Genomic DNA, 25,406 nt, shown 5'->3' on the forward strand with positions numbered 1-25,406 from the left:
ATTCAACGTCACAAACCCGATTTAATCGCCAGTGCACTGCATTTTGTCGATGGTGAAGCCACCGAACTACTGCAATACATCAAAAGCACTCCTGCATTAAATGATATTCAATTTATGCTGGTTTCCAGCGAGTGTCGCCGTGAACAGCTCGAAATCTTTAGGCAATCAGGTGTTGTTGCTATTCTACCTAAGCCATTTAATGCTGAGCACTTAGCTACGGCACTTAATTCGACCATTGATTTACTTAGCCACGACGAGCTGGATTTAAGCCACTTTGACGTGCATAACATCAGGGTGTTGGTAGTTGATGATAGCCGAATGGCACGTAATGTGATTAAACGCACTATTGGCAACTTAGGGATGCAACTGATTACTGAAGCGGTTGACGGTGAGCAAGCTATCAACCTAATGAAAGAAAACATGTATGACTTAGTGATAACCGACTACAACATGCCTTCGGTAGATGGTCTCGCATTAACGCAATATATCCGTAATCACAGTCAACAATCACATATCCCGATTCTAATGGTATCGTCAGAAGCCAATGACACCCACCTAAGTAATGTATTTAGCGCTGGGGTTAACGCCTTATGTGATAAGCCTTTCGAACCACAGTTAGTAAAGAAAATTCTTTACCAACTGCTAGAAGAGTAATCATTAGCCAAATAATGACATTATTTGTACTGTTTTTACTTTAAAACCATTACAGATACTGAATTTATGGGATAAAGTGCTTTTAAACCAGCATGGCTTGTGGCATGTTATTCATGTTTTAAAAAACACTTCTATGGAAAGCAGAGAATATCAATATGAACAAAAGTGAATTAATTGCAAAAATCGCTGAAAATGCGGAACTAACTAAAGCTGAAGCTGGCCGCGCACTAAAATCTTTCGAACTAGCGGTAACTGAAGCCATGAAAAATGGTGATAAAATTTCTATTGTTGGTTTTGGCTCTTTTGAAACCACTCAACGTGCCGCACGTACTGGCCGTAATCCACAAACAGGCAAAGAAATTCAAATCGCTGCAGCGACTGTGCCTAAGTTTAAAGCTGGAAAAACACTAAAAGATAGCGTTAATTAATTTTTACGCCCAGTCTTTTTTTGAAAGAAACCTCCTGTATGGAGGTTTTTTATTGGTTTTTTTTCAGCTTTGCTTATTCTTTTATCCCGACGCCCGGACTGCACTAATGATATAAATCACCTCTTAGCCCCCCTCTATCGCACGACATAAAACGCCAGTCTATTCAATATATTCCAATGCCTAAACCCAAAGCCTTATTGCACAATAAAAGTGCACCCCTGCATCATTAAGCCGCAACAAAGATGCAACAAAATGATCCACCAATACATAACCTGCTAATTTAATAGCTAAAAAAATATTGGCATGCGATTCGCTAATTGATCTTCAGACAAACCAACATTGAGCTCATTTAATGACACATAAATGCCTCAGTGATAATAAAACTTTAAGGGATGAAGATGAAAAAATCACTATATCAAGCAATTGCATTATCAACTGGCTTATTACTTAGCGGCTCAGCCCTTGCTGAAGTCAGTGGCAATATTGGCGCAACATCGAACTACTTATGGCGTGGCACCACACAAACCAATAATGAAGCAGCCGTTCAAGGCGGCATTGACTATGCGCATGAGTCTGGATTTTATGCTGGGACTTGGGTATCAAATGTCGATTTTGGTGATGAAACCAGTTACGAACTAGACCTTTATGGCGGTTATGGCGGTAACTTTACTGAAGACCTAACTTACGACATCAGCTACCTTTATTATGCTTACCCAGATGCTGGTGGCAGTATTGATTTTGGTGAAGTGGCCTTGGTGCTTGGATGGAAATGGTTAGATGTTGGTTATTCTCAAGTGATCAACGCTGACTCTGATGTGTCTGGTGCAAGTGACGAAACAGATTGGAACTATATTCAAGCCAATGCCAGTTTCCCGTTAACAGAAAAGCTCAGCATTGCATTCCACTACGGTTATTCACAAGGCGATGTTGTTGAAGATTTATTTGGCGACACCTATGCCGACTATAACGTTACATTAAGTGCTGAAACAGACCTTGGAACAGTTTCATTTATGGCCTCTGACACTGACTTACCAGACAATGATGCTAAAGTTGTTTTAGGTTACTCATATGGCTTTAGCCTATAACGAGTCACACGATCACACATGGCGATTTACTTTATTCGTCTTATCGGCGCCACCTAATTGAAGGTGGCGTTTTTATTTGTATTGAGGGCGGAACATTAGTTGCGAGCAGCACATCGGCACATCGGAAATATTTGATCACTAGCACACTCTTCGCACGAGATAGTTTGTTTTACTAGCAAGAAAAACATTTACTGCTAAGCTCAAAGAGAAAGGTAAAAATAGCTGTCCAATTGAGGAAAAATATTTTACTTCCCTATTTAGGTTTTTTTAGTTAGAAAATGCTCATTGAATTATTACCACGCTTTTATTCGACATGAGGGTTTTGTTATGGCTAATCTTAGTGAAAGAGTGCCTGATGATACAGAAATGGACGCGATGATAACGCCAAGAAACGTTAAATCCGCCGAAACATTACAACATAGACGCCAAGTAAAACGCAGGTTAGAAGATTTTCTCGAACAAGCTCAATTACGCAAAGCGATTGGTGACGACGACTTTTTCTAAAAAAATAGGGATAAACGCTGATGTCGTTTATCCCTGTCTATTTTAAGTGCGCGAACTTAGACATTATTAATCGCTAATTAATGACCTATTCGCTTTTAGCTTGTACGCGCCTAGTGTGCTTACTGGCTTGCGTTTGTGTGAGCAGCAACTCAGCTTTAGCACCTAAATACACATATATCCCTAAGCCTACCAATAGCCCCACGACCGCAAGCATCATCAAAATGGCCGGCTCAATATATTGCTTTTCTCCTAGTGACGCTTTAAACATAGTCAGCAAAGCTTCAATTGAAATCGCAATCAAAATGGTCGAAATAAACCGCGTAATCGTTCTTCGAGTCGAGCTGTGGCGGAAGATATCTTTATGCATCAGCACTTCTTCTTCCAAGATAGTTTTACCCAAATCAAAAATGGCTAATGCCAATGTTAGAAAAATGATAATACCAAAGGGCTGCAGCGGATCATGAGTCGCAGATACTTGGCTAAACAAGGTATAAATATCGCGGATCACTGTCCACATGAGTACGCTCACCAGCACAAACAGACACAGTACAATCGCAGTATAGATACTTTTAAAAAACGGTGACATTTTACGCCTAGCGCTATCGCCCATCATAAACTCAATTAATCGTGTTAAGTTGACATCAATCACCACAATAACCACTTGTCCAGAAGCCGATTTAATCATTTGCGATGCCGATAAACACAGCCCGCCACCAGAGTTAGATAAATAAGGTCGAGTAATATGGACGGTGTCGATGGCAGTCAATTGAGTAAAATAAGGTCGCTGACTTCGGTCTGCATGATGACCGCAAGCCATTAACTTAACTTGCTGATTAATCACACTGATATTAGGGCAAATCTGTTTTCCTTGCTGATCAAGTAAATAAATAAGATCAACGAAAGGATAACTTATCGCCATGTCTTCAAAAATTTTAGCCGAGATGGGTTGTTCGAATAGATTAATGTCTCCCACACCGATCAAAATAGATTCTAATAATTCGTGTACCAAGTGTTCATATTCATGGTAACGCTCGATCACACTTAAATAGCTCATCGCTGCCATTGGTTTTCCTTTTAATCTAGATTACTTTAGCTAAAGCAGTTTTAATGCCAAATAAATAACTCATTATTTTTAAACACTTAAATAAAATTACTGAAATGAATTTCGGCATAAACTGATTTTTCCGCACCAAAACAGTGCTAAATTTGAGGTGTTTTTTCATTGCCTTTTTGCGATCAACATCTGCTAATATAAGTACTTATATTGCTTCCAACCTTCTCAAAATTAGGAAAAGACAATGTCTGACTCTTTATTGCGTTATCAACAAGATATTCGTCGTTTTTCTGATGAATTAATTCGCATCCAAGCGCCGATTAAAATTTTAGACTCGATAAAATGGCCAAGACAAGTTGAAGATGATTTTTTAGCTAAACAAACCAAAGAGTTACCCAATGTCAGCAATGACTTCTATCAATCGATTCCTTTATCATTTAACGCAGATCAGACCCAGACCGACCTACAAGGGTTAAAAAGTGCCATTGAACGAGGTTTAGGCAAACGCGATAAGCTAGGTAAAATTTTACTGGCTAACATTGATCAATATCGAATCGTGATAGACATGCTGCACAATCGTGGCAAACCAATGTTTGGTAAGCTCAGTCAAGAATTGTATGGCAGTGCCAGCCACAAATTACATGGTGATCGCCACACATTACGCCAACTGGGTGATCGCTTAAGCCATATATTTTCGTTGCCAGCTGCACGTCACATGAATAGCCGTCATCCAAAAATTGTCACCGCACCAGAAGCGGTAAATGTTCTCAGTGAGCGCTTAGTAAAGTATTTTCATAACGACGAAATTCACGTTAAGTTGAGCGATGGTATTGTGTCTGACGCAGCTGTCGGTGGTGATACTGTAAAGCTAAACACTCGCGCCATGTTCAGCGAATCCGATTTGAATGTATATGAAGTGCACGAAGGCTGGGTTCATGTAGGCACCACGCTCAATGGCCGCGCTCAACCGCATGCGACTTGGCTCAGTGTCGGTTCTCCACGAGTGACAGCATCGCAAGAAGGCTTAGCGGTGTTAATGGAAATGCTGACGTTAAGCTCAAACCCAGGCCGTGCACGCCGAATTAGCGATCGTGTATCTGCCGTCGACATGGCTGAGCAAGGTGCCGACTTTTTAGAAGTGTACCGATACTTTAGAAATCTAAATTTGAGTTCAAAAGACAGTTATCGTGTCACTCAGAGGGTGTTTCGTGGTGGTATGGTCGGCGGTGGCAGCTTTTTCACTAAAGATATCTCCTACGTACGCGGTTATGTTGAAAACATTAACTTTATTCGTAGCGCCATCAGCACGGGTTTACCAGAATTAATCCCTATGCTGTTTTTGGGTAAATTGGCCATCGAAGATATTCCAGTTCTGTATCAGGCCTACCAAGAGGGTATTATTGCCCACCCTAAGTATTTACCACCGATGTTTGAAGACATTAGCGGTCTTTATGCTTGGTTTGGCTTTGCTTCAGGCATCGGCAATATCGACTTAAAAGGGGTGCAACGTCATTTTGCACGCCAATTCAAAAATGTAGTCCCGACTTCTGCTGTCGACTTATTTGAAGATTCAGAGTTTGATAACAACTTCGAATAAACTGCAGTCAAAGTTTAATTGGCTAAGTGGCTAAGTGGCTAAGTGGCTAAGTGTGGCATAAGTCACACTTAGTCAACAAAACAAGTGTAATGCTAATGCCTTGTTACCTAGCGAGTTTGCTATAGTGTAACAACGGCTATGGTTGAGACTTGCTATGAAACACATTTTATTTTCAGCTTTATTTTCAACGTTATTCTCCAGCTTGATATTGATCAGTGGCTGTACGCCAGCCACACCGTCACAAGCATTAGGCACTTTAGAGCGCGACCGAGTCATTCTTCGTTCAACCGCAGCAGAAATCATTACTGCACAACCCATAAAAAAAGGCATGCAAGTCAACGCCGGTGACTTATTAGTCCAATTTGATACCCACAAACAAGCCGCGCGCTTAGCAGTAATGCAAGCGGAAGTGGTCAAAGCCCAAGCCTACTTATTAAAACTCACCAATGGTGAACGCCCAGAAGATATCGCCAGTGCCAATTCGGCGTTAAAGAGTGCCAACGCAGCCAAAATCGAAGCGCAAAAATCTTATCGACGCAGCGCGAGTTTATTAGCAAAAAACCTAGTCAGTGAAGCTGAGCGCGATCGGGCTTTAGCGCTTCGCGATCAAGCCAATGCAGAATATGATGCCGCCAACGATCGACTCACAATATTGATCAAAGGTGTTCGCCAAGAAGATATTTTTCAAGCACAAGCCGCACTCGATGCTGCCAATGCCAACCTACGTTACGAGCAGCAGGTTTACAGCGACTTAAGCATTCGTGCAACACGCAGTGGTAAATTAGATAACTTGCCCTACAACGTAGGCGAGCGCGTCCAACTGAGTGCAATAGTTGCGGTTATTCAAGCTGATGCGGCGCCCTACGCCAGAGTGTATATACCTGAACCCTATGCAGCCAAACTTCATATAGGCCAAACGTTGTCGGTCAGTGTAGACGGTATCGACAGCACATTTAACGGCACACTGCGTTGGATAAGTACTGAACCGGCATTTACCCCCTACTACGCACTGAATCAAGCAGACAGGTCACGATTAGCCTTTCTAGCAGAAGTGAGTTTAGACCGTTCGGCCAGCGAGCTACCTACGGGCATACCAGCCCAAGTTATATTACCAACACAAGTTATATTACCAACCCAAAAATGACATTATCCGTAGACCCACAATGGGTAATTAAAGCTCATGGACTCACCAAAAAATTTGGCGACTTTGCTGCTGTTGAGCAATTAGACTTATTGGTGCCGAAAGGCAACATTTACGGTTTTTTGGGCCCAAATGGCTGTGGTAAGTCAACCACCATTAGAATGTTAACTGGTTTACTCACCCCCACCGAAGGCACTATCAATGTCATGGGATTAGCCATTCCGAAGCAGGCTGAAGCATTACGCCATAATATTGGTTATATGACCCAAAAGTTTTCTCTCTACGATGACTTAACCGTTAAAGAAAACCTGCAATTTATTGGTCGAATCTATGGTATCGACAATAGTGTCTGCAAAAAACGCATTGATCAACTGCAAAGCACTTACAAACTAAGCCAGTATCAGCATCAACTGGCTGGTACTCTCAGCGGTGGACAAAGACAACGATTAGCCCTCGCCTGCGCCTGTTTAAATCAACCCAAGTTACTGTTTTTAGATGAACCCACGTCAGCCGTTGATCCACAAAACAGGCGTGACTTTTGGGAGCAACTGTTCGATTTATCTGAACAAGGCACCAGTATTTTAGTGACTACCCATTATATGGATGAAGCCGAACGTTGCCATAAAATTGCCATTATGGAAAAAGGCAGGATCAGAGCCGATGACACGCCAAAATCATTAATGGATAACATCAATGCCCATGTGGTTGAAATCAACACCACTGATTTAAGGCCGTTAAAACAAGCATTAATCAGCCACATTGAAGTGACCTCTGCGGCGCAGTTAGGCCATAGATTACGGGTATTGGTCAGCAAACAAGTAGTGGATCCTATCTCTTGGTTACTGCATCAGTGCCAACAGCATAATCACCCCGTTAACCTGCAAGATATTCACTTAGTTAGCGCTAATCTTGAAGACGTGTTTGTCAGCCATACTGGCCAGCGTGTTCCAGCCTCCCATGAAGCAACATAAGGGCTAACAACATGCTGAACAGTATTCGCCATAGTTATATGCGTATTCACGCCATTACCGCTAAAGAAGTTAAGCAGCTTATGCGCGATCGAATTACCTTTGCCATGGTGATAATGATCCCGCTGATCCAGCTATTGTTATTCGGCTATGCCATCAATACTGATGTGCGTGCAATACCGGTAGCAATTGTTGATCAAAGTGATTCAGCTGCAGGACGCTGGATAGTCGAAGCGGTAAAAGTCACCCAGGTAGTGGAAGTCACATCCTATCTCACGACAGCAGAGCAAGCACAGGCCGCTATTCGCCGTGGCCACATTAAAGCGGCATTAATTTTACCGCCTACTTTGAATGAAAAAATCGCACGCAATGAACCGATTGGCCAATGGATAGTCGATGGTTCAGACACCATGATTGCAGGCGCGATAAAGCAACTGCGCAACCTATCGCTCAACGATATTGTACCGGAGCAAACTAGCAACCAATCTCGGTTTGAAGTCAGCTTATTTTATAATCCGGAGCAGCGATCCGCGGTGAATATTGTTCCAGGTTTAATCGCCGTCATTTTGACCATGACCATGGTGCTGTTTACTTCATCAGCTATCGTTCGTGAGCGTGAACGTGGCAACCTTGAATTATTAATCACCACCCCAATAAAGCCAATAGAACTGATGATTGGAAAAATATTGCCATACATCGTCATCGGCTTAGTGCAAATGACCATTATTTTAGGCTTAGGCAATATTATTTTTGCAGTGCCCATCAATGGCGCTATCAGTCATTTATTGTTGGGCACGTTACTGTTTATTACCGCGAGCCTGACATTAGGGTTAATCATATCTACTATTGCAAAAACACAGCTACAAGCCATGCAAATGACCATTTTTGTATTATTACCGACCATATTACTCTCTGGATTTATCACCCCATTAGAAGCCATGCCGACAGCAGCAAAATGGATTGCAGAAGCACTGCCAGGAACCCATTTTATGCGGATGATCCGAGCTATTGTGCTTAAAGGGGCAACGTTAGGTGAGTTAATAAACGATGTGTTATGGCTGGTGGGTTTTACAGTCATTGGATTATGGATTGCAGCGATGCGATTCAGTAAACGATTAGATTAACGCCTCTTGCATGACTCCAATAGGCGCTAGAAAAATGGGTCTAGTTATAAGCCACGGTCGATGACATATGCCTCGCCGTTACACTCTAAATACACAGCGCAAGACGGGTAATTAACTTTGCCACATTGTTTCAACACAATGGCATTACCGCCTCGTTGAGTCACTTGTAATTTGAGTGACTTAGTCATTGAAGACAAACTTGGAAGATCATCTAACTTTTCAGGATCCGATGAATTTTCACAATATGACGTGGTCACATCGCCAAGAAACTGTGCTTTGAACCTAGACATTTCTGCTGAGGTGTAGGTATCAACCCCTGCTATTGTGGCGTTACCTAGCGCAATTGTACCCGCATTGGTTCGCAGTGACAGGTTAGAGCAACCCGACACAAATACCATACTCAAGATGGCGGCGACAGATACAGTAAAAACAACGTGCTTCATAAAAAATCCTTTTAAAAACGCATGTTTATCAATGTACTGATAAACATGCTTAGCTATTATTATTGTTGAATTATATTGCTCGGTGCCATTATCCGGCGATTGCTGAATGATTTAGCCAAGCGATTAAGCCAAACAAATTATCCGAACAAATTATCCGAACAATGCACCTGCACGATTTACTCACACTATGCTTTGGCTTTTAGTGCGCGTTGCTTGATAAAGTATTCACGGGTTAAGCCAAATACCACTGGGCTTAATAGCACTAACGCAATTAAGTTTGGAATCGCCATCATCGCATTCAACGTGTCGGCTAATAACCAAATAAACTCAAGCGAGCTTACTGCACCCAAAGGCACAACCAAGGTCCAGATTAGACGGAATGGTTTTACGGCTTTATCGCCTAATAAGTATTGAACACATTTTTCACTGTAAAAACTCCACCCTAAAATAGTGGTAAAAGCAAACACAGCCAATGCGATGGCTACGATATAATTACCCATGGGCAGTGCATGTGAAAACGCAAGAGAGGTTAATGCTGCGCCATTTTCGCCAGATGTCCACGCACCAGAAACCACAATCGCCAAGCCCGTTATTGAACATACAATGAGCGTGTCAATGAACGTACCTAACATGGCCACTAAACCTTGCTTCACTGGGTTATTCGTTTGCGCCGCCGCATGGGCAATTGGCGCACTTCCTAACCCTGCTTCATTCGAAAACACCCCACGTGCCACACCAAAACGAATCGCAGCCCATACCGCCGCACCCGCAAAACCACCTTGGGCCGCTACTGGGTTAAAGGCACTTTCAATAATCAACATAAAAGCAGCAGGCACTTCGTCTGCATATACAACCAATACAGCTAAACCAGCGGTAATATAAAATACCGTCATCAATGGCACTAACTTACCAGCTACTTCAGCAATACGCTTAATACCGCCCATGAGTACCGCACCCACCAGCACCATTAACACCACACCTGTAACCCAACTCGGTACACCAAAGTTACTGCTCATCGCATCAGCAACTGAGTTAGCTTGTACGGTATTACCAATACCAAAACCAGCAATGGAGCCAAACAGAGCAAATGCAGTACCTAACCAAGCCCATTTGCTGCCTAAACCATTCTTGATGTAATACATCGGGCCACCAACATGGTTACCGTTAGCATCTGTCTCACGGTATTTTACCGCCAGAACGGCTTCCGAAAACTTCGTCGCCATGCCAACCAGCGCGGTACACCACATCCAAAATAATGCCCCTGGCCCACCAATAAAAATCGCCGTAGCCACACCAGCAATGTTACCCGTACCAATGGTGGCCGATAATGAAGTCATGAGGGCATTAAATGGACTGACATCACCTTTTTCACTTTCATCAGTAACCTGACGACCCGACCATAATAATTTAAAGCCTCGATTTAGCTTTAAAATAGGCATGAATTTTAAGCCTATCGACAGAAAAAGCCCGACTCCTAAAATCAAAATCAGCATGGGAACGCCCCATACTATGCTGTTGATCATACTAATAAATTGCGTGACTGCTTCCATGTAAAAAACCTCATAATGAGTAATGACTTATGTCGAAATTATAATTATTAGATATTTGGTTATTTTTATTATGGTTACAATGGCCCAACTCCACTGCAACGATTGTATTTTTTAGATTACCCCGATTAACTAAACCATGGCAACCTACTGCATGACCTCATGAATCATCTTCAAGATTATTCACCACCCCGACACAGACTAATTACTTTTCCAGTACCACTTTCAATATATCTAAACCTTGCTGTAAATCTGCACCAATCATGGCCTCAAAATCGATAAACAAAAACATTAAGTTAGTTGGATAAGCAAAATGACCACTAAAACCCCAATCAACTTTAGTTTGATTAGCATTAACGGCTGCAGTACTCATATAGGCAGGCTCAGTCGCTTCAAAGGGTGAGATAAACCGTAATTCAAAGTCGATACGTTTACCTTCATCTATGGCAATAATTTCTTGCTCGCCAACACCTACATCAGGGTTTTCACTGGCCCAAGCAGACACAAAGCCCACTGTCGCGTCGGTACCACGGTAGGTTTTCACCATATCGGGATCCATTTGCGCCCACTTACTAAAGTTATCCTGATTTTTTAGATGTTTAACATAATCAAAAACCTCGGAGACCGGTTTGTCTATGGTGATAGTGCGAGTGACTGAATAGTCTTTTTGAACAAATAGGGCGACAACAAAAGGGATCGCAATAATAGTCGCGACAACAACGAGAATTTTTCTAAGCATTATTATTATCCTCAAGTATACATAGAGTTATATGTCCGTCTTTAAGGCTTAATTGCCAAAAAGTAATCTCCTCAGTATACCGACTAACAGCTGGCTAACAATAAAAAATTAACATTGAATTAACAGTATTATCTCATTAAACATACAGCTAACGTTGCGCCAACAGCGAGTGCTAGAAATGCGCGAGCATGAGTAGAGGCCTATTATAAATAACAAAAACTAGCCTACGTTATATCCACAGATCATTTAACGCCGTTCGATCCCTATCTGTCTCACCCGTATTAACTACACCTCGAGGTTCGATAATCATGATTTTACATTCTTCATTCGCCATTGGCTTATGCTCAACACCTTTAGGAATAACAAACATTTCCCCTGCCTGAAGTGTGATGTTCTGATCGCGAAAAGCAATCTGCAACGTTCCCTCCATTACAATAAACACTTCGTCAGTATCGGCATGTTGATGCCAAACAAACTCACCCTCGACCTTAACCAATTTAAATTGATAGTCATTCATTTCCGCAATCACACGAGGAGACCAATGCTGATTGAACAAAGAAAACTTGTCATTGAAATTAATCACTTTCGTTTGCATAGAAACGTCCCTAATAAATGGTCATTATGGTTATGGTTATGATTTGAGTTTTGATTCTGATTTTGGTTCTGGTGAATAAGTTTCGACGGGATCGATATTAAATTGTTGCGCCAATTTAGACATACATGACTGACAAACACATTGGTCATTCGGCAAATCAACCAAAGCAGATGCCGCTTTGTATTGTGCAATGACCGATGGCATATCTAACGCTTGCTCAGCACACCAGCATGCATCAATGGCTAATCCTTGCTCCATCGCACAACCGTTAGCTTGCTGGCAAAGTGGGCACGATTGTGCTGCTGAAGTAAATAATGTCATTGCCTAACCTATATGGTGATAATGATAAATGAATATACTGACATTTATCATTATGCTCAATGAGCGCTATGCGCGTTACATTTCTGAAAATGCATTAACAACCAATAAAAATACCCACTAAGCGTTAACTTAATGGGTATAACAAACAAAATTTAATGGTGAATACAGAGTAAATATGATTACTTCAGATTATTATTAAGCGGGAAAACCGGATACGAAGCGGTTCCCAAAACAGGCTTACCGGCAACGGATTGGCCATAATATCCTTGGTGTTGATGGTAGGTTGCTTGAGTCTTACTTACATCACCGTTAAAGCGAGGATCTTGTGGGCGATCATACGAATTTAGGTAAGCAGCCACATCCCAAGCTTGCTGAACCGTTAATTGCACACTTTTGCCCAACGGCATATTTTCATAAATAAAGTCAGCTGCGGTATTTACCCTATGCATACCTGCGCCCCAATTATAGCTTTGAGCTCCCCACAATGGCGGCAATGCAGTAACACCAGCAATCACTTGCCCTTGGCCATCTTCACCATGACATACTTGGCAATGTGCTTGATAAACTGCCTGACCACGTTCAGGAGAATAGGCCAATTCAGGCTGAGCTGTTTTCGGATAACCGCGTCCAGGAAGCTGGCTTAATGCTGCTGTATCCAAATGTTTAGCAATAGCTGCTGGTATTGGGAAATCATCCCGTTTACCACCTTTAACTAACTCCGCATCAGACAATTCAGGCACTGGGCCTGCAATCTTGTATTGATCCATTAATCCGCTCATACCTAACCAATAAGAGTACGCCGATATTGCCACTAGCTCAGGAGAGTTTTCCGCCGGAGCTTTGCCGTTCATCGAATAGGTAAAACAACCTTGAATGCGCTCTTGAAAAGAGTTTACTTTATCGTTTTTCTTGCGATAAGCAGGGTAAGCAAAATATGCAGCCCATAACGGCGACGAATTAGCTTGCCGTCCTGAATTCATATGGCAGTTAACACAATTGAGCTCATTGCCAACGTACTTATCGCGCAGCTGTTGGGTGTTAACAAATAATTGATAACCTAAACGAACCTTGTCACCAAAATCCCCCTCGGGAATAGCCGTTAATGGCGCAGGCTGAAGATAAACGGCGTCAGCTTTTTTCTCCAGCGCAGGTAATGCAGCTTGGCGATCGGGTAGTGTCGTCGAAGACTCAGACGATTTTACTGCAGTTGGCTTCGCCGGAACTTCAGTCAATAATTCATCGGCCTGTAAAGGCAAGCTAAACAGAGCGCCAATGGTCAATAGCGATAATAATTTCATAGCCATGTCCTTATTTTATATTGGCAAAAAACTGAGATAACCCATCGATTTCGGCAGCCGTTAATTTCAGCGCAATATTGCCCATCATATTATCAGCATCACCTGTACGAGAGCCGTCTTGCCAGGCTAACAATTGGGTTTTAAGGTAACTGGCTTGCTGCCCCGCTAAACGAGGAAACTGCCCGCCCCCCACTCCAGACGGACCATGACAACTCACACAAGCTGGAATGGTTCGCGACCAATCACCTTGAAAGGCTAATGTTTCGGAGGGATCGCTAATGCCAACCTTGTCACCACGAAATTGTAGAGTAATGTCAGCAACCGGTTGCTGACTAAAATATTGCGCCACTACAGCAATATTATCTCCCTGCACTGTTGCAGCCATTGCTAACATGGTTGGGTTTTGACGTTTACCTGCATGAAATAACGCAAGTTGATTGCTGATGTAGTCGGCAGATAAGCCTGCTAAACGAGGGCCAATAATGTCGATACCTTGACCTTGTGCACCGTGGCAAGAAGTACACAGTTGAGCCGCGGCTGGAACCGCCAGTTGTGGGGAAGTTGTTTCTGCAGCTTCTGCTGTCATAACAGTCAACATCGTTATGCCAGCCAATGCAGCGAGCTTGTAAAAGGATGTTTTCATCATCACACCTCTTTAGTCATTCGTGATTGGTTATTGTCATACCACCATAGGCTAAATATATTAAGAAAAGAATACGGCAAACGTCGAATATTTAAACAAAAACCCCGTTAATGGTTTCATTAACGGGGTTTTTGAATTGAGTAAACTTTACACTGTACTACTTTGGACGCACACCTAATGTATGGCAAATGGCATAGGTTAATTCTGCACGATTAAGGGTATAAAAATGGAAATCTTTAACGCCTTCACGCGATAATACTTTCACCATATCAATAGCCACGTTGGCACCCACTAACTGACGTGTTGCTGGGTCGTCATCTAAACCTTCAAATTGGCGGTGTAACCAATGTGGAATAGCGACATTGGTCATGTCTGCAAAACGCTTAGTCTGTTTAAAGTTAGTCACAGGTAAGATGCCTGGAATAATTTCAACATCGATACCGGCGGTAACGCAGCGGTCACGAAAACGTAAGTAAGATTCAACATCAAAGAAAAACTGAGTAATGGCGCGATTAGCACCCGCATCAATCTTTTTCTTTAAGTTGATTAAATCTGCTTGAGCATTACGCGCATCTGGATGTACTTCAGGGTAAGCCGCAACCGAAATATCAAAGTCGGCCACTGAGCGCAGTAAACGCACTAAATCATTGGCAAATCGAGTGGGTTTTGGGCTACCGTCAGGTAAATCACCGCGTAATGCCACGATGTCTCTAATACCGGAATTCCAATAATGCTTTGCCAGTTCAACTAATTCTTCATCACTCGCATCAACCAAGGTTAAATGCGGCGCAGCGAGCAAGTTAGTTTCTTTCTGGATACGTTCAATCACGCTATGAGTACGGTCACGTACGCCTGAATTGGCACCGTATGTTACTGATACAAACTTAGGGTTCAATGGTTCTAAACGACGAATAGAGTTCCACAAAATCTCTTCCATTGCTGGGGTTGAAGGCGGAAAAAACTCAAAAGACACATTAATATCATTCAGCTCAGACAAGCTCTGATTTAACGACTGGGCATGTTGTGCATGATGAAAAGCCATAATGTATTCCTTTAACTTCTGTAAAACTTAGGAGTCTATACCAATCAGCTAACATGATTTATTTAACCTAAACCATTTAGCCGTTTGGACGTCTATATGTCCATATACTAGTTTAACTGCATACTAAGTCAAGCTAAAAAACCACCAATTAACTAATTTGTAGCAATCGCATTAACGCTAGGCCTAAATAATAGGTTATAGAAAACTGCTTGAATCAGTTTTTTGTTCAACTGCCTGCAGGCTTTTTGTTCATCAGCCTGCAGAAAGTGTCATTTGATAATGTTCAAATCGTTTTGATCAAAAGTGTCAGCACTCGGGCTCTAAACAAGATTATGAGGAATGAGTGCAAAAATAGGGGGTGATATTCAGTAGATGTAATGACTCCTCCCCCCCCAAATTATCAAGTTGCATAATGTTTAGTTTTATTAGCAATTGCTTTTATTTGCGAACTGGATCGACTTTTATAAAACCTAACTGCCTAAATCAGGTTTATTGTGCTAAATTTAGAACTCACCGTTCTAGATTTTTTATCTTTTGAGAGGCAACCATGGCGCATCGTTGGCAAATTGCAATTTCTGCTGGTTTATTAGCTGCTGTTTGGGCTGGTCTAGCTGATGTATTCCATCTTGTGACATGGGTCGGCTTTCTGGGCTGCAGTACCTTTTTTGCTCAAACTGATATGAGCGCTAAGGGCATGATGATAGCGATGATGACCAATCTTTCCGGTGTATTCTGGGGCTGGTTAATTATTGCAGGCAGCGACGTATTTGGTTCGCCCATGATCAGCTATGCACTAACAGGCATTGTCACCGCATTTATGTGCTTACAAGCCAGTAATAAAAACTTCGCCTTTATTCCCGGCACCTTTATCGGTTGTTGTATCACATTTGCGTTAAATGCAGATCTAGCCGCTATCATTCCGCCACTTATTATCGGCGCCGCACTCGGTTACAGCATGAGCCTACTCACAGGCCTCTTAATAACGCTAACGGATAAAACCACTGAATCATTAAAAGATGACGCGGTAGAAGAAGCCTAAACACCCAAGGGCTTAGATTGTGTCAGCTTAGGGTTAACTAACAGCGTCCAAGTTTTTAGCTTTCTGAGTAGCTAAATTTATTTAACTCAGCTCTCACGAGGATTTAACAGATAAACAAATAAGTTTGTGGATTTAAATTTGGCCGCTAAAGCAGTCAAATTATTTATCTTCATAAATTGCCATCCTATTAACTGGCGTAGACTCAAATATGTTTGGCATCAAATTGCTGAACCAATTCGATTGCATGTTCAATTCTTGTTACGAAAGCTATCTCATCTTTTTCATAATACTCAATGAATACGCCAGCTAAATAATATTCATTTATTTTATTTTTATTTGGAATAAACCAATAAGGTCCACCACTACAACCTCGAGGATGAAGTGTTTTTTGACCTTTTATTTTTTTAGACCAATGAATAGGGTAATGGGAACCAGCCTCTTTATTGAACTTAGAAAAGTTGCAGTTTTGAAAGAAATTAAACGAGTATGTCCATAACGCACCAGAAAAATGTTTAGTTTGATTATTAAGGCACTTTGCTGTTTTATTTTTTGATGATGGAAAACCTTGTAATATTTGCATATCCACATTTAAAAAAGACTTATTTAAAGTTGTTTTATTAGTTGGAATTGCTAATTTTTGACACTGTTCGTAATTATCATTTTCAGGGTTAATTTGAATTGCAGCTAAATCAAATTGACTATCTGCTACTTCGCTTTCTGAATTCACGGTTCTCTTGGATCCCGCTAACGACAGTTGAAACATTTCGGTATGTATTGCGATAATAAAGTGGCTCTTCGCAGATTGGATTGCATCTATGACATGGGATGCTGTGATAAAGTATATGCCTAGATTGTACTCAAGGAAAAAGCCAGTCCCTTCCATTTCTGGACGATTAAACTTATCTAAGCAGAAAATAGGAACAACATAGCTATCAAGAAGCTCTCCGGCTTCTTTCAATATTTCCCCATAATTCTCATAAGATTCTACATCGCCCATTGAAAATTCCTTGACAGATAATATTTTAGTATTGATATGATACGTTGTTTGCATCGCATCAATAGCTTGTTGGATTAAGCAACTGTCACATCCACATTAATCGGTAACTCTATCTTTAGTTTAAATACTATAGGAATTAGTTTTCTATGATAGTTGTTCCTGTATAGCACGTCGGTTAATCATTTGTTCTAATTATAACTTTCAGGCTCAATAACATTGAGGTCGTTGAAGAAAATAGCGTGAATCCAGACATGGATGTCTGGTTAGCTTTCGAGGGGAAGGGACGCCCCATCGGAAGCGTTAGCATTTTCACTCTTTATTAATAAAGTGGGCCGAGGCTGGATTAAAACGAAGTTAAAAGCTGAATCAATTTCCGTCGCGACCTTTTCGCTTCTCAGAAAATGTTGCCGGAACGCTGAGGGTTTGCAAAGGGGTACAAGCGTTTTACCCCTTTGATCTGGTGTGGGCGAAGCGCCACGACGTTAGTGGCCGCAGGTCATAAAGCAATAAGGCCATAAAACGAGATTCCAGCTCATAAACATTCCCGAGATGACATAGAAAAGACCATTAATAATGGTCTTTTTTAACAAAACTACTCTTGCAACAGGTCTTTGCAGATATGCACTAAATCCGACTGCACCGCAGCGGCCGTCACCTCACGCCCTGCCCCTGGGCCGCGAATAATCAAAGGATTGCCTTGATAAAAAGCACTGCGAATAACAAACACATTATCGCCTGGGGTTAAATTGGCATAAGGATGATTATTATCAACCCACTGCAAACTCACTTCAGCCTGTAACTTGCCTTCCACTTTATCCAGCGAAGCCACATAACGTAGCACCTTGTTCTGTTCAGCCGCAGCTATATACTGCTGCAACAAATCATTATCTAACTCACTAATGCGCGCTAAAAAGTCTTCAAGTGATAACTCTGCTAAAGCTTGAGGCACCAATGAGTTGAGACTAATATCGTCTAGCTCTACCGCTAAACCTATCTCGCGAGCTAAGATTAACAACTTACGTTGCATATCGCGGCCAGATAAATCATCACGCGGATCGGGTTCTGTAATGCCTAAACTGCGAGCATGTAGCACTAATTCTGAGAACGGCTTGCTGCCATCATAATTTTCGAACAACCAACATAACGTGCCAGAAAAAATACCACCGACAGCTTCAATGGTGTCACCACTATTACGTAAGTCATTTAACGCATGTTGAATAGGCAAACCTGCGCCACAGCTGGCGTTATAACGCCAAAATAAGCGCCGATTACTCAGCTGCTGCTTTAATTCACGATAAAATGGCAATGGCCCTGAACCGGCTAATTTATTGGCACTCACCACATGAATACCACGGGCAAATAGCTCAGGATATTGTAAGGTTAAGGCGGCACTAGCACTGATATCTAAGGCGACAATTTCATCGCATGATAACTGCGCTAATTGATCAAACAGTTGATCATAATCCCATTCAATGCCTTGCTGTTGATAATCTTGCTGCCATTGTTCAAGGTTAATTCCGTCGTTAGAAATTAATGCTTTTTTCGAACCAACTAAACCAACGAGCTCAACAGAGGCTTCAAGTTCATGGTCTAATGCTGGACTGGCGCGTTTAAATAAATCAATCCACGCCTCACCAATATTACCCACTCCCAGCAATAACACTCCAATACGCATTCTTGGCCCTGCACAACGACGATGTACTTTTTGGGTCAATAAACTCACTTGAGCTTGCGGTACTAAGGTAACTAAACTTAATGCATCTTGATAAATCGGTTTGGCATCACGGCTGAGTAACCGGGCAAAACTGCGTCTAAAGTGATGAGCATCGGCACTGACTAATGCCACTAGGCCTAAGTCAGTTTGGGCACTCAATTCTTCAATCAAAAATTCACTGCTGTATTGGTTAAGCAAAGCTTGCACTTGTTTTTGGCTTTCAAGCGTTAACGCCAACTCAAACTTATGTTGTGCTAGCGACCAATAAGCTAACGGCGTGATACCTGCTTTATCCAAAATAGTCAGTAATGGGTCAATCTCTGCGTTCATTTTAAAACTAAACAACACTACTTCATTTAAGTTAGTCACGACTGGCGCACTCGCAGATGAACTCAGTGGCGCAATTAAGGTGAAGTCGGTGTGCGAAGCATAACTTGAGCGTACCGCTAAACTCACTTTAGTATTAAACAGTGGCTGTAAGGTACGAGAATGCAGTACCGGAGAGCCTAAACGCGCTAAGCGATCGGCTTCTGCTAGTGACATACTCTTGAGTAATTTGGCATCATTAATTTTATTAGGGTCGGCGTTAAATACCCCTTCAACGTCGGTCCAAATGGTCACACGTTCGATGTCTGCTAAGCTGGCTATCAAGGTGGCACTAAAATCTGAACCATTACGGCCCAGTAGTAAGGTATCGCCGTGACGGTTTGCACATATAAAGCCGGTGATCACTAAACGCTCTTGCGGGTGCAAGGCTAATAAGGCTTGTACCTTGTCACGAGACTCAGCGACTAAAATATTGGGTACGGCACCTTCATCGGCAACCAAAATAGAGCACGCATCGACATGAGTCGCTGCCACGCCCATTTCTCGTAACAAAGCAGCCATCAAACGCGCTGACCAACGTTCACCAAAACTCACCACTTGGTTTAATTGGTAATCGTTACGTTGCTCTAAAGATAATAAGCTGACTAACTGAGATTTGTCGGTAGACAAACGTTCGCGTAAATCACGCGCTTGCTCGTTTGACAATAATTGTTCAATTAACGTCTGCTGGTAGCTGATCAGAATTTGCAGCTCTTCTTGCCACAACTGACCACTGTCACGCAGGCTCAATAATTTGTATAAGAAGTTAGTCGTCTTTCCGGCGGCGGATACCACAACTAAATCATCACTCTGACCATGCGTAAGTAAAATATGTGCAACACGGCGATAGCAATCTGCATCCGCTAAACTTGAACCACCAAACTTATGTAAATGACTTCGCGTCATTACTGACTCCTTAAACAACTACGACTTTTATTGCGACTGCTAGACTTCTATTTTGAAACCAATAGTGTTGCAAGTGCATGTTTTACTATTTTACCCAATTTGGGCCAAACCACAGCTAACTTAAACTCGAATTAAGCTGATTTTATCGCAGCAACAGCTGCTAGGCCTGCTTGAATATCGGCCAAGAGGTCATCTGCATCTTCAATACCGACAGATAGTCTCAATAAAGTCTCTTTAATACCAGCCTCTTGCCTTGCTTGTGGGTCCATTGCTCTATGGGTCATAGTGGCCGGAACGGCGACTAAACTTTCCACCCCGCCTAAACTTTCGGCAACACTAAACAACGACAGCGCCTTTAAAAATGCCACCACTTCCGCTTCGCCGCCGATTAACTCAAAACTTAACATAGCACCAAAGCCTTGTTGTTGTTTTGCCGCAATTTCGTGACCTGGATGGTCTTTTAAACCCGGATAATAGACCTTTGCCACTACATCACTGGCGTTGAGTAACTCAACAATCTTTTGTGCGTTACGTTGATGCTCACGAATTCGTACCGCTAAAGTACGTAAGCCTCGCAAGGTTAAATAACTGTCAAATGCTGAACCCGTAAGCCCAAGAGTATTTGACCACCAATGTAACAACTCACCCAATTCAGGATCTTTAGCCACTACAGCCCCACCAACTACATCACTGTGACCATTAATGTATTTGGTGGTTGAGTGGATCACAATGTCTGCACCCAATAACAATGGCTGCTGTAATATTGGCGATAAAAAAGTGTTGTCTGCTGTGACTAACGCGCCAACGTCATGGCAAGCTTGGCTAATGGCAGCAATGTCGACCACGCGCAATAAAGGATTCGATGGTGTTTCTAACCACACCATTTTCGGTTTTTGATCTATTGCTTTACTCAGCGCTTGCGTATCAGTTTGATCAACGACCAATAACTTAAATTGGCCTTTTTTGGCCAAGTTAGTAAATAAGCGATAACTGCCGCCATAACAATCGTGCGGCACAACCAATAAATCGTCTGGGCCAAGTAGGCTTGTCACCAATGTAATTGCAGCCATGCCAGTACAAGTCACAACACCAGTAGCGCCTTGCTCAAGTTTGGCGAGTGCGTCACCTAAAATACATCGAGTTGGATTACCCGAGCGGCTGTAATCAAACTCGCGCGGATTATTGTGGCCATCGAACGAATAATTGGTCGATAAATAAATCGGTGGCACGATAGCACCATGTTGTGTGTCTGTTTCAATACCTTGGCGAACGGCCAATGTGGCGCTTTTGTGCTTAGTCATGGTTGACTCCTAAAATTTCACAAACACACAAAGAGATGTCTAGACGTCCAAATTTACCTAAGAGATCACCATCCGTCAACCAAAATAGACGTTTAGACGTCTAAACATCAAGAAATCTATTTGCAATCGGGATTAAATAGTAGCAATAATTTGACTAGAGATTGTAACGGTTTAAAATCTGCAGCGTATTTATCGTTAAGGGTAAGTTAATGACTGAGTGGAATGGCGAATATATCAGCCCATATGCCGAACACGGCAAAAAGAATGAACAAGTAAAAAAAATTACGGTTTCTATCCCTTTAAAAGTATTAAAAGTTCTGACAGATGAACGGACGCGTCGCCAGATAAATAATCTGCGCCATGCAACTAACAGTGAACTGCTATGCGAAGCATTTTTGCATGCGTACACAGGTCAACCATTACCTCACGACGGTGATCTATCAAAAGATCAGCCTGATAGCATTCCAAGTGAAGCTAAAAAGTTAATGGATGATATGGGTATCGAGTGGGAAGAACTCGAATAATCCACAGGTTAGTGATTACTTCACAGACTTTGAAACTGCCCTTTTAAGAAGCAGTGATGTTTTAAAGAGAACTTATGATGTCATTTATCGATCCAACGACCTTGATACTGGCATCAATAATCGTGTTTTTTGGCGCGCTAACCCAAAGCTTAATTGGCTTTGGGTTAGCCGTTGTTGCAAGCCCTCTGCTGTATATTGTTAATCCTCAATTAGTGCCCGTCCCAATTATTGTTATGGGCTTTGCCATTTCTGCAATGACCTTATTTAGAGAGCGTGGTCACTTACAATTTAATGGTTTGCAATATGCTTTACTCGGGCGCATTCCAGGGGGATTTTTAGGCGCTGGATTATTACTGTTTGCACCACAAGCCATATTAGGCTTAGTGATTGCAGCCATTGTGTTTATTGCCGTTATTCTTAGCATTTTTCGCTTTACCGCCCCCATTAACCGCATCAGCTTATTTATCGCTGGAGTATTTTCGGGCATATTTGGCAATATTGCTGCCATCGGTGGTCCGCCAATGGCTATTTTGCTTGCAGGCCAAGACCCAAGCCAATTTAGAGCCGCTTTATCAGCCTTCTTTGTGTTTAGCTCATTAATAGCGTTAGCCATTTTAGCCATCGTCGGCTTAGTTGAAGTGAAGCATTTATGGCTATCACTGTTATTATTGCCTTCCGTCGTTGCTGGTTATCTTGTCTCGGGAAGACTAATTGGCCTCGTTGATAAAGATAAAACCCGGATAGCCACCTTAGTGTTATGTAGTATTAGTGCAACCGTGTTAGTGATTATGTCGACCAACACGTTAATGAGTTAATCTGCACCTGTAAACAAAACCAGCCATCAATGGGCTTGTTCGCTAATAATGATTAAAATCTTCCCCTTCTATTTATCAAGCAGTCTATTTCTCACCTAAAAACGCCATCAATAAGTATCAAAAAAACCACTTTTATCTCCTCTAGCAAAATCCTCGTCTTGGCGCAATAGATCCACATCACACTAGTTCATTAGATTTCTTTCAATTAACTTTTTTTCAATTAGATTTTTCTCATGGATATGATCTACTTCAAATTAACACTACCCACTTTTAGGTAACATTGTTTACAGCAAAGAAATAATCAAATGCTATTAACGCACTACCCTAATAAGCCCGGCAGAGGACTAAATGATGAACACTTATATTAAAGTTGGTATCGCAGTTGCCATGGCATTATCACTTGGCGCCCAAGTGATGGCCGCTGATGGTGGTAACCCTAAAAAAGGTAAGCACCTGTACAAAAAAGAATGTAAAGCCTGCCATAGCGCTAACAGTGAAGGCCCTGAACTCACCCCAATGACCAAAACCATGAGCCAATGGGATCGTTTTTTCACCCGTGATAAGCACAAAGCCAAACCTGCCGTTTTTGAAGCCTTATCAGAAAAAGACATAAAAGACATTCAACAGTTCTTATATGACCACGCCGCCGATTCAGACCAACCAGCTACCTGCGGCTAAATCATCAATGCTGAGTATCTTTTCGTTCTAAAAGAATCAGCCAATAAACCAAACGAAAAACTGTGAGGCTTAGCCTCAGGGATTCTGACACAAAAAATTTGCCAAATTGACCTTGTTAGTTGGCAAATAAAGGGGAGAAAGACCATGAGAACTCTCATCTCAATATTAGTGGCTAACGCGCTCTTTATGAGCGGCGCAAGCCTAGCAGCAGATACCGATGCACAAAAAATTGCCGACCTTAAACAGCAACTCGCTACTATTAATGAAGATCTTGATGATTTAAATTCACGAGTTGACAAAACCGAGCGCCACACAGCATTAGACAGAATTGCAATTACTGGTGATTTTAGAACTAAAGCACATTCATTACATTATCAAAACGTCACTTGGAACCCAGCCATGAACGTTAACTTTTCTGACTTTGGCGCTAAAGCCATGTCAGGAGTATTTGGCGATCCAAATAGTGCGACCTCACCGTTAGGTCAAATGATGATGGCAAACCCTGATTTAGCTAGCGCGTTTCAAAGCGGTATGCTTCAAGGCGTTATGCCAATGTTGTTAGGCCAAAAAACCCAACAAGACATTGATAACGATATATTTTACACCACTCGTTTACGTCTAAACATTGATGCCAAAGTGTGGGATAACGTCAGCTTTGCAGGACGCTTAACCATGTTTAAGAGCTGGGGAGACTCTGCTGGGGTTAAAGTATTCGACTCATGGAACTCATTCACAATGGACGGCACCAGTAGCGGTAGCACCAGTGGTGATGAGTTAAAAGTAGAGCGCGCCTATTTTAACTGGAAAGACATTAACGGCAGTGGCACTTACCTTTCTATCGGACGTCGCCCTTCAACGTACGGTCCACCAAATCATTATCGTGAAAATGAACTCAGAGGCGGCACGCCATCTGGTCACTTAGTCAATTTCAACTTTGATGGTCTTACCTTAGGTTACAACTTGGGTGATATCACTGGTATTGAAGGCCAAACAGTGCGTTTTTGCTACGGTCAGGGCTTTGAGTCACAGTACGGCAATGGCGAATTGTTTGGTGACATCATCACTAAAGATACCCACCTCGGCGGGTTTAATATCGACGTGATTAATGACGGTAACCATTTCTTACAGTTCACTTTATTCGGTGCTAAAGATGTCAATGATGGCTTTACGGGCACCATGGCATTCCCTACTCAACTGGCGGGTATCTTTGCCCCAACCATGTATCAAGACATGCAAAAGTTTGACAACTTTAACTTCGTCACCCGTGTACAACCTAGCGGTGTCATTGGTGATATGTACTTAGGTGGATTAGGTTATGCCTATGAAACCGATGACGACATGAAAATGTTTGCCTCATTAGGATGGACTCGTGCTGAACCTAACGGCAATGCAGGTTTATTCGGCGGCATGTTAAGCGATGCAATATTTGAAGCAGAGTTGAACAGCACTGGTACTGAAATCATTATGGTGCCAAAAGAAACTGTTGATAGCGACACCAAAGATGGTTACGGCATTTATGTAGGTATGCAAATTCCTGCACCATACGGCAAATTCGGTTTGGAATATAACTACGGTTCTAAATACTGGAGTCCCTTCACCCAAGCACAAGACGACCCAATCGGCAGTAAGTTAGCCACTCGCGGCCATGTTGCTGAAGCCTATTATATCTTTGATATTAATCCAAAAATGTTTATCAAGTTAGCTGGTTTGTATTACGACTATGAATATACCGGAAGTGGCTCACCAGTAGGTGCACCGATGAAGGTTGACGATGTGATTGCCGGTAGCGCGTACTCAATGTTGCCCGTTGTTGACACAGCCTATGACGTCAATGCCTCACTGACCGTTAACTTCTAACGCTAACTTAACCTTCTAACTTGGCC

Annotated in this window: 25 protein-coding genes; 13 read left to right on the forward strand and 12 right to left on the reverse strand. The window is 42.2% G+C overall.

Annotation, left to right across the window (positions count from 1 at the left end; genetic code table 11):
- The 4 genes from H5202_RS02280 to H5202_RS02295 all read left to right on the forward strand — a co-directional run.
- Positions 1-654, forward strand: a 654-nt coding sequence (locus H5202_RS02280; protein WP_182770606.1) for a response regulator, incomplete at its 5' end; no start/stop codon positions are given.
- 155 nt (positions 655-809) lie between these two features.
- Positions 810-1,082 carry an HU family DNA-binding protein gene (locus H5202_RS02285; protein ID WP_182770608.1) on the forward strand — a complete coding sequence of 91 codons (273 nt, stop codon included), beginning with the start codon at positions 810-812 and terminating at the stop codon, positions 1,080-1,082.
- A 398-nt stretch (positions 1,083-1,480) separates the two neighbouring features.
- Positions 1,481-2,167, forward strand: a complete 687-nt coding sequence (locus H5202_RS02290) for a TorF family putative porin (protein ID WP_182770610.1) — start codon at positions 1,481-1,483, stop codon at positions 2,165-2,167.
- Between the two features lie 327 nt (positions 2,168-2,494).
- Entirely contained in the window at positions 2,495-2,671 is a 177-nt protein-coding gene (locus tag H5202_RS02295; RefSeq protein WP_182770612.1) for a PA3496 family putative envelope integrity protein, read from the forward strand.
- Between the two features lie 85 nt (positions 2,672-2,756).
- On the opposite strand, the gene H5202_RS02300 is transcribed toward H5202_RS02295, so the two are convergent.
- Complete coding sequence (locus H5202_RS02300) at positions 2,757-3,734, reverse strand: PDC sensor domain-containing protein (protein ID WP_182770614.1); 978 nt, start codon at positions 3,732-3,734, stop codon at positions 2,757-2,759.
- Between the two features lie 235 nt (positions 3,735-3,969).
- Between H5202_RS02300 and H5202_RS02305 the strand changes: the two genes are divergently transcribed.
- The 4 genes from H5202_RS02305 to H5202_RS02320 all read left to right on the forward strand — a co-directional run bounded on the left by H5202_RS02305 (position 3,970) and on the right by H5202_RS02320 (position 8,555).
- A complete protein-coding gene (locus H5202_RS02305; RefSeq protein WP_182770616.1) occupies positions 3,970-5,322 on the forward strand; it encodes a flavohemoglobin expression-modulating QEGLA motif protein in 1,353 nt (450 codons plus the stop codon).
- 154 nt (positions 5,323-5,476) lie between these two features.
- Positions 5,477-6,466, forward strand: a complete 990-nt coding sequence (locus tag H5202_RS02310) for an HlyD family secretion protein (RefSeq protein WP_182770618.1) — start codon at positions 5,477-5,479, stop codon at positions 6,464-6,466.
- Complete coding sequence (locus H5202_RS02315) at positions 6,463-7,434, forward strand: ABC transporter ATP-binding protein (protein ID WP_182770620.1); 972 nt, start codon at positions 6,463-6,465, stop codon at positions 7,432-7,434. Before H5202_RS02310 ends, H5202_RS02315 begins: the two co-directional genes overlap by 4 nt.
- Positions 7,435-7,445: 11 nt before the next feature.
- On the forward strand, positions 7,446-8,555 hold the full coding sequence (locus H5202_RS02320) for an ABC transporter permease (protein WP_182770622.1): 1,110 nt from the start codon (positions 7,446-7,448) through the stop codon (positions 8,553-8,555).
- Between the two features lie 44 nt (positions 8,556-8,599).
- Here the strand turns inward: H5202_RS02320 and H5202_RS02325 are convergent, their stop codons facing one another.
- From H5202_RS02325 to metF, 8 genes are all read right to left on the reverse strand, one after another.
- A complete protein-coding gene (locus H5202_RS02325) occupies positions 8,600-8,998 on the reverse strand; it encodes a hypothetical protein (protein WP_182770623.1) in 399 nt (132 codons plus the stop codon).
- Positions 8,999-9,183: 185 nt separating this feature from the next.
- Entirely contained in the window at positions 9,184-10,548 is a 1,365-nt protein-coding gene (locus H5202_RS02330; protein WP_182770625.1) for an alanine/glycine:cation symporter family protein, read from the reverse strand.
- A 202-nt stretch (positions 10,549-10,750) separates the two neighbouring features.
- Entirely contained in the window at positions 10,751-11,284 is a 534-nt protein-coding gene (locus H5202_RS02335) for an SRPBCC family protein (protein WP_182770627.1), read from the reverse strand.
- A gap of 229 nt (positions 11,285-11,513) precedes the next feature.
- A complete protein-coding gene (locus tag H5202_RS02340) occupies positions 11,514-11,879 on the reverse strand; it encodes a cupin domain-containing protein (protein ID WP_182770629.1) in 366 nt (121 codons plus the stop codon).
- Positions 11,880-11,915: 36 nt separating this feature from the next.
- Positions 11,916-12,200: a cysteine-rich CWC family protein gene (locus H5202_RS02345; protein WP_182770631.1), complete on the reverse strand. Its 285-nt coding sequence runs from the start codon at positions 12,198-12,200 to the stop codon at positions 11,916-11,918.
- Between the two features lie 179 nt (positions 12,201-12,379).
- On the reverse strand, positions 12,380-13,498 hold the full coding sequence (locus tag H5202_RS02350; protein ID WP_259397161.1) for a c-type cytochrome: 1,119 nt from the start codon (positions 13,496-13,498) through the stop codon (positions 12,380-12,382).
- 10 nt (positions 13,499-13,508) lie between these two features.
- Positions 13,509-14,096, reverse strand: coding sequence for a c-type cytochrome (locus H5202_RS02355; RefSeq protein WP_259397162.1), 588 nt, complete (start codon positions 14,094-14,096; stop codon positions 13,509-13,511).
- A 202-nt stretch (positions 14,097-14,298) separates the two neighbouring features.
- Positions 14,299-15,183: a methylenetetrahydrofolate reductase gene (gene metF / locus H5202_RS02360; protein WP_123776643.1), complete on the reverse strand. Its 885-nt coding sequence runs from the start codon at positions 15,181-15,183 to the stop codon at positions 14,299-14,301.
- A 547-nt stretch (positions 15,184-15,730) separates the two neighbouring features.
- On the opposite strand from metF, the gene H5202_RS02365 reads away from it, so the two are divergent.
- Complete coding sequence (locus tag H5202_RS02365; protein WP_182770633.1) at positions 15,731-16,222, forward strand: DUF1097 domain-containing protein; 492 nt, start codon at positions 15,731-15,733, stop codon at positions 16,220-16,222.
- Between the two features lie 202 nt (positions 16,223-16,424).
- Here the strand turns inward: H5202_RS02365 and H5202_RS02370 are convergent, their stop codons facing one another.
- The 3 genes from H5202_RS02370 to metB all read right to left on the reverse strand — a co-directional run bounded on the left by H5202_RS02370 (position 16,425) and on the right by metB (position 21,506).
- Entirely contained in the window at positions 16,425-17,219 is a 795-nt protein-coding gene (locus H5202_RS02370; RefSeq protein WP_182770635.1) for a hypothetical protein, read from the reverse strand.
- A 592-nt stretch (positions 17,220-17,811) separates the two neighbouring features.
- The gene (locus H5202_RS02375; RefSeq protein WP_182770636.1) at positions 17,812-20,205 is read right to left on the reverse strand and encodes a bifunctional aspartate kinase/homoserine dehydrogenase II; all 2,394 of its coding nucleotides are present in this window, start codon (positions 20,203-20,205) and stop codon (positions 17,812-17,814) included.
- Between the two features lie 131 nt (positions 20,206-20,336).
- The gene (metB, locus tag H5202_RS02380; protein ID WP_182770637.1) at positions 20,337-21,506 is read right to left on the reverse strand and encodes a cystathionine gamma-synthase; all 1,170 of its coding nucleotides are present in this window, start codon (positions 21,504-21,506) and stop codon (positions 20,337-20,339) included.
- A gap of 209 nt (positions 21,507-21,715) precedes the next feature.
- Between metB and metJ the strand changes: the two genes are divergently transcribed.
- The 4 genes from metJ (at position 21,716) to H5202_RS02400 (ending at position 25,380) form a co-directional block, all read left to right on the forward strand.
- Positions 21,716-22,030, forward strand: coding sequence for a met regulon transcriptional regulator MetJ (metJ, locus tag H5202_RS02385; RefSeq protein WP_182770638.1), 315 nt, complete (start codon positions 21,716-21,718; stop codon positions 22,028-22,030).
- A 74-nt stretch (positions 22,031-22,104) separates the two neighbouring features.
- Entirely contained in the window at positions 22,105-22,845 is a 741-nt protein-coding gene (locus H5202_RS02390) for a sulfite exporter TauE/SafE family protein (protein ID WP_182770639.1), read from the forward strand.
- Positions 22,846-23,193: 348 nt separating this feature from the next.
- Complete coding sequence (locus H5202_RS02395) at positions 23,194-23,523, forward strand: c-type cytochrome (RefSeq protein WP_182770640.1); 330 nt, start codon at positions 23,194-23,196, stop codon at positions 23,521-23,523.
- A gap of 144 nt (positions 23,524-23,667) precedes the next feature.
- Positions 23,668-25,380 (forward strand): DUF3373 domain-containing protein, encoded by a 1,713-nt coding sequence (locus tag H5202_RS02400; protein WP_182770641.1) that lies wholly within the window; start codon positions 23,668-23,670, stop codon positions 25,378-25,380.
- Positions 25,381-25,406: the final 26 nt, after the last annotated feature.

This window comes from Shewanella sp. SG41-4 (assembly GCF_014164505.1).
Lineage (GTDB): Bacteria > Pseudomonadota > Gammaproteobacteria > Enterobacterales > Shewanellaceae > Shewanella.

Excerpts from the sequence above, each read along its gene's own strand:
- H5202_RS02285 (WP_182770608.1), top strand. The coding sequence starts at position 810 with ATGAACAAAAGTGAATTAATTGCAAAAATCGCTGAAAATGCGGAACTA.
- H5202_RS02290 (WP_182770610.1), top strand. The coding sequence starts at position 1,481 with ATGAAAAAATCACTATATCAAGCAATTGCATTATCAACTGGCTTATTA.
- H5202_RS02295 (WP_182770612.1), top strand. The coding sequence starts at position 2,495 with ATGGCTAATCTTAGTGAAAGAGTGCCTGATGATACAGAAATGGACGCG.
- H5202_RS02300 (WP_182770614.1), bottom strand. The coding sequence starts at position 3,734 with ATGGCAGCGATGAGCTATTTAAGTGTGATCGAGCGTTACCATGAATAT.
- H5202_RS02305 (WP_182770616.1), top strand. The coding sequence starts at position 3,970 with ATGTCTGACTCTTTATTGCGTTATCAACAAGATATTCGTCGTTTTTCT.
- H5202_RS02310 (WP_182770618.1), top strand. The coding sequence starts at position 5,477 with ATGAAACACATTTTATTTTCAGCTTTATTTTCAACGTTATTCTCCAGC.
- H5202_RS02315 (WP_182770620.1), top strand. The coding sequence starts at position 6,463 with ATGACATTATCCGTAGACCCACAATGGGTAATTAAAGCTCATGGACTC.
- H5202_RS02320 (WP_182770622.1), top strand. The coding sequence starts at position 7,446 with ATGCTGAACAGTATTCGCCATAGTTATATGCGTATTCACGCCATTACC.
- H5202_RS02325 (WP_182770623.1), bottom strand. The coding sequence starts at position 8,998 with ATGAAGCACGTTGTTTTTACTGTATCTGTCGCCGCCATCTTGAGTATG.
- H5202_RS02330 (WP_182770625.1), bottom strand. The coding sequence starts at position 10,548 with ATGGAAGCAGTCACGCAATTTATTAGTATGATCAACAGCATAGTATGG.
- H5202_RS02335 (WP_182770627.1), bottom strand. The coding sequence starts at position 11,284 with ATGCTTAGAAAAATTCTCGTTGTTGTCGCGACTATTATTGCGATCCCT.
- H5202_RS02340 (WP_182770629.1), bottom strand. The coding sequence starts at position 11,879 with ATGCAAACGAAAGTGATTAATTTCAATGACAAGTTTTCTTTGTTCAAT.
- H5202_RS02345 (WP_182770631.1), bottom strand. The coding sequence starts at position 12,200 with ATGACATTATTTACTTCAGCAGCACAATCGTGCCCACTTTGCCAGCAA.
- H5202_RS02350 (WP_259397161.1), bottom strand. The coding sequence starts at position 13,498 with ATGAAATTATTATCGCTATTGACCATTGGCGCTCTGTTTAGCTTGCCT.
- H5202_RS02355 (WP_259397162.1), bottom strand. The coding sequence starts at position 14,096 with ATGTTGACTGTTATGACAGCAGAAGCTGCAGAAACAACTTCCCCACAA.
- metF (WP_123776643.1), bottom strand. The coding sequence starts at position 15,183 with ATGGCTTTTCATCATGCACAACATGCCCAGTCGTTAAATCAGAGCTTG.
- H5202_RS02365 (WP_182770633.1), top strand. The coding sequence starts at position 15,731 with ATGGCGCATCGTTGGCAAATTGCAATTTCTGCTGGTTTATTAGCTGCT.
- H5202_RS02370 (WP_182770635.1), bottom strand. The coding sequence starts at position 17,219 with ATGGGCGATGTAGAATCTTATGAGAATTATGGGGAAATATTGAAAGAA.
- H5202_RS02375 (WP_182770636.1), bottom strand. The coding sequence starts at position 20,205 with ATGACGCGAAGTCATTTACATAAGTTTGGTGGTTCAAGTTTAGCGGAT.
- metB (WP_182770637.1), bottom strand. The coding sequence starts at position 21,506 with ATGACTAAGCACAAAAGCGCCACATTGGCCGTTCGCCAAGGTATTGAA.
- metJ (WP_182770638.1), top strand. The coding sequence starts at position 21,716 with ATGACTGAGTGGAATGGCGAATATATCAGCCCATATGCCGAACACGGC.
- H5202_RS02390 (WP_182770639.1), top strand. The coding sequence starts at position 22,105 with ATGATGTCATTTATCGATCCAACGACCTTGATACTGGCATCAATAATC.
- H5202_RS02395 (WP_182770640.1), top strand. The coding sequence starts at position 23,194 with ATGATGAACACTTATATTAAAGTTGGTATCGCAGTTGCCATGGCATTA.
- H5202_RS02400 (WP_182770641.1), top strand. The coding sequence starts at position 23,668 with ATGAGAACTCTCATCTCAATATTAGTGGCTAACGCGCTCTTTATGAGC.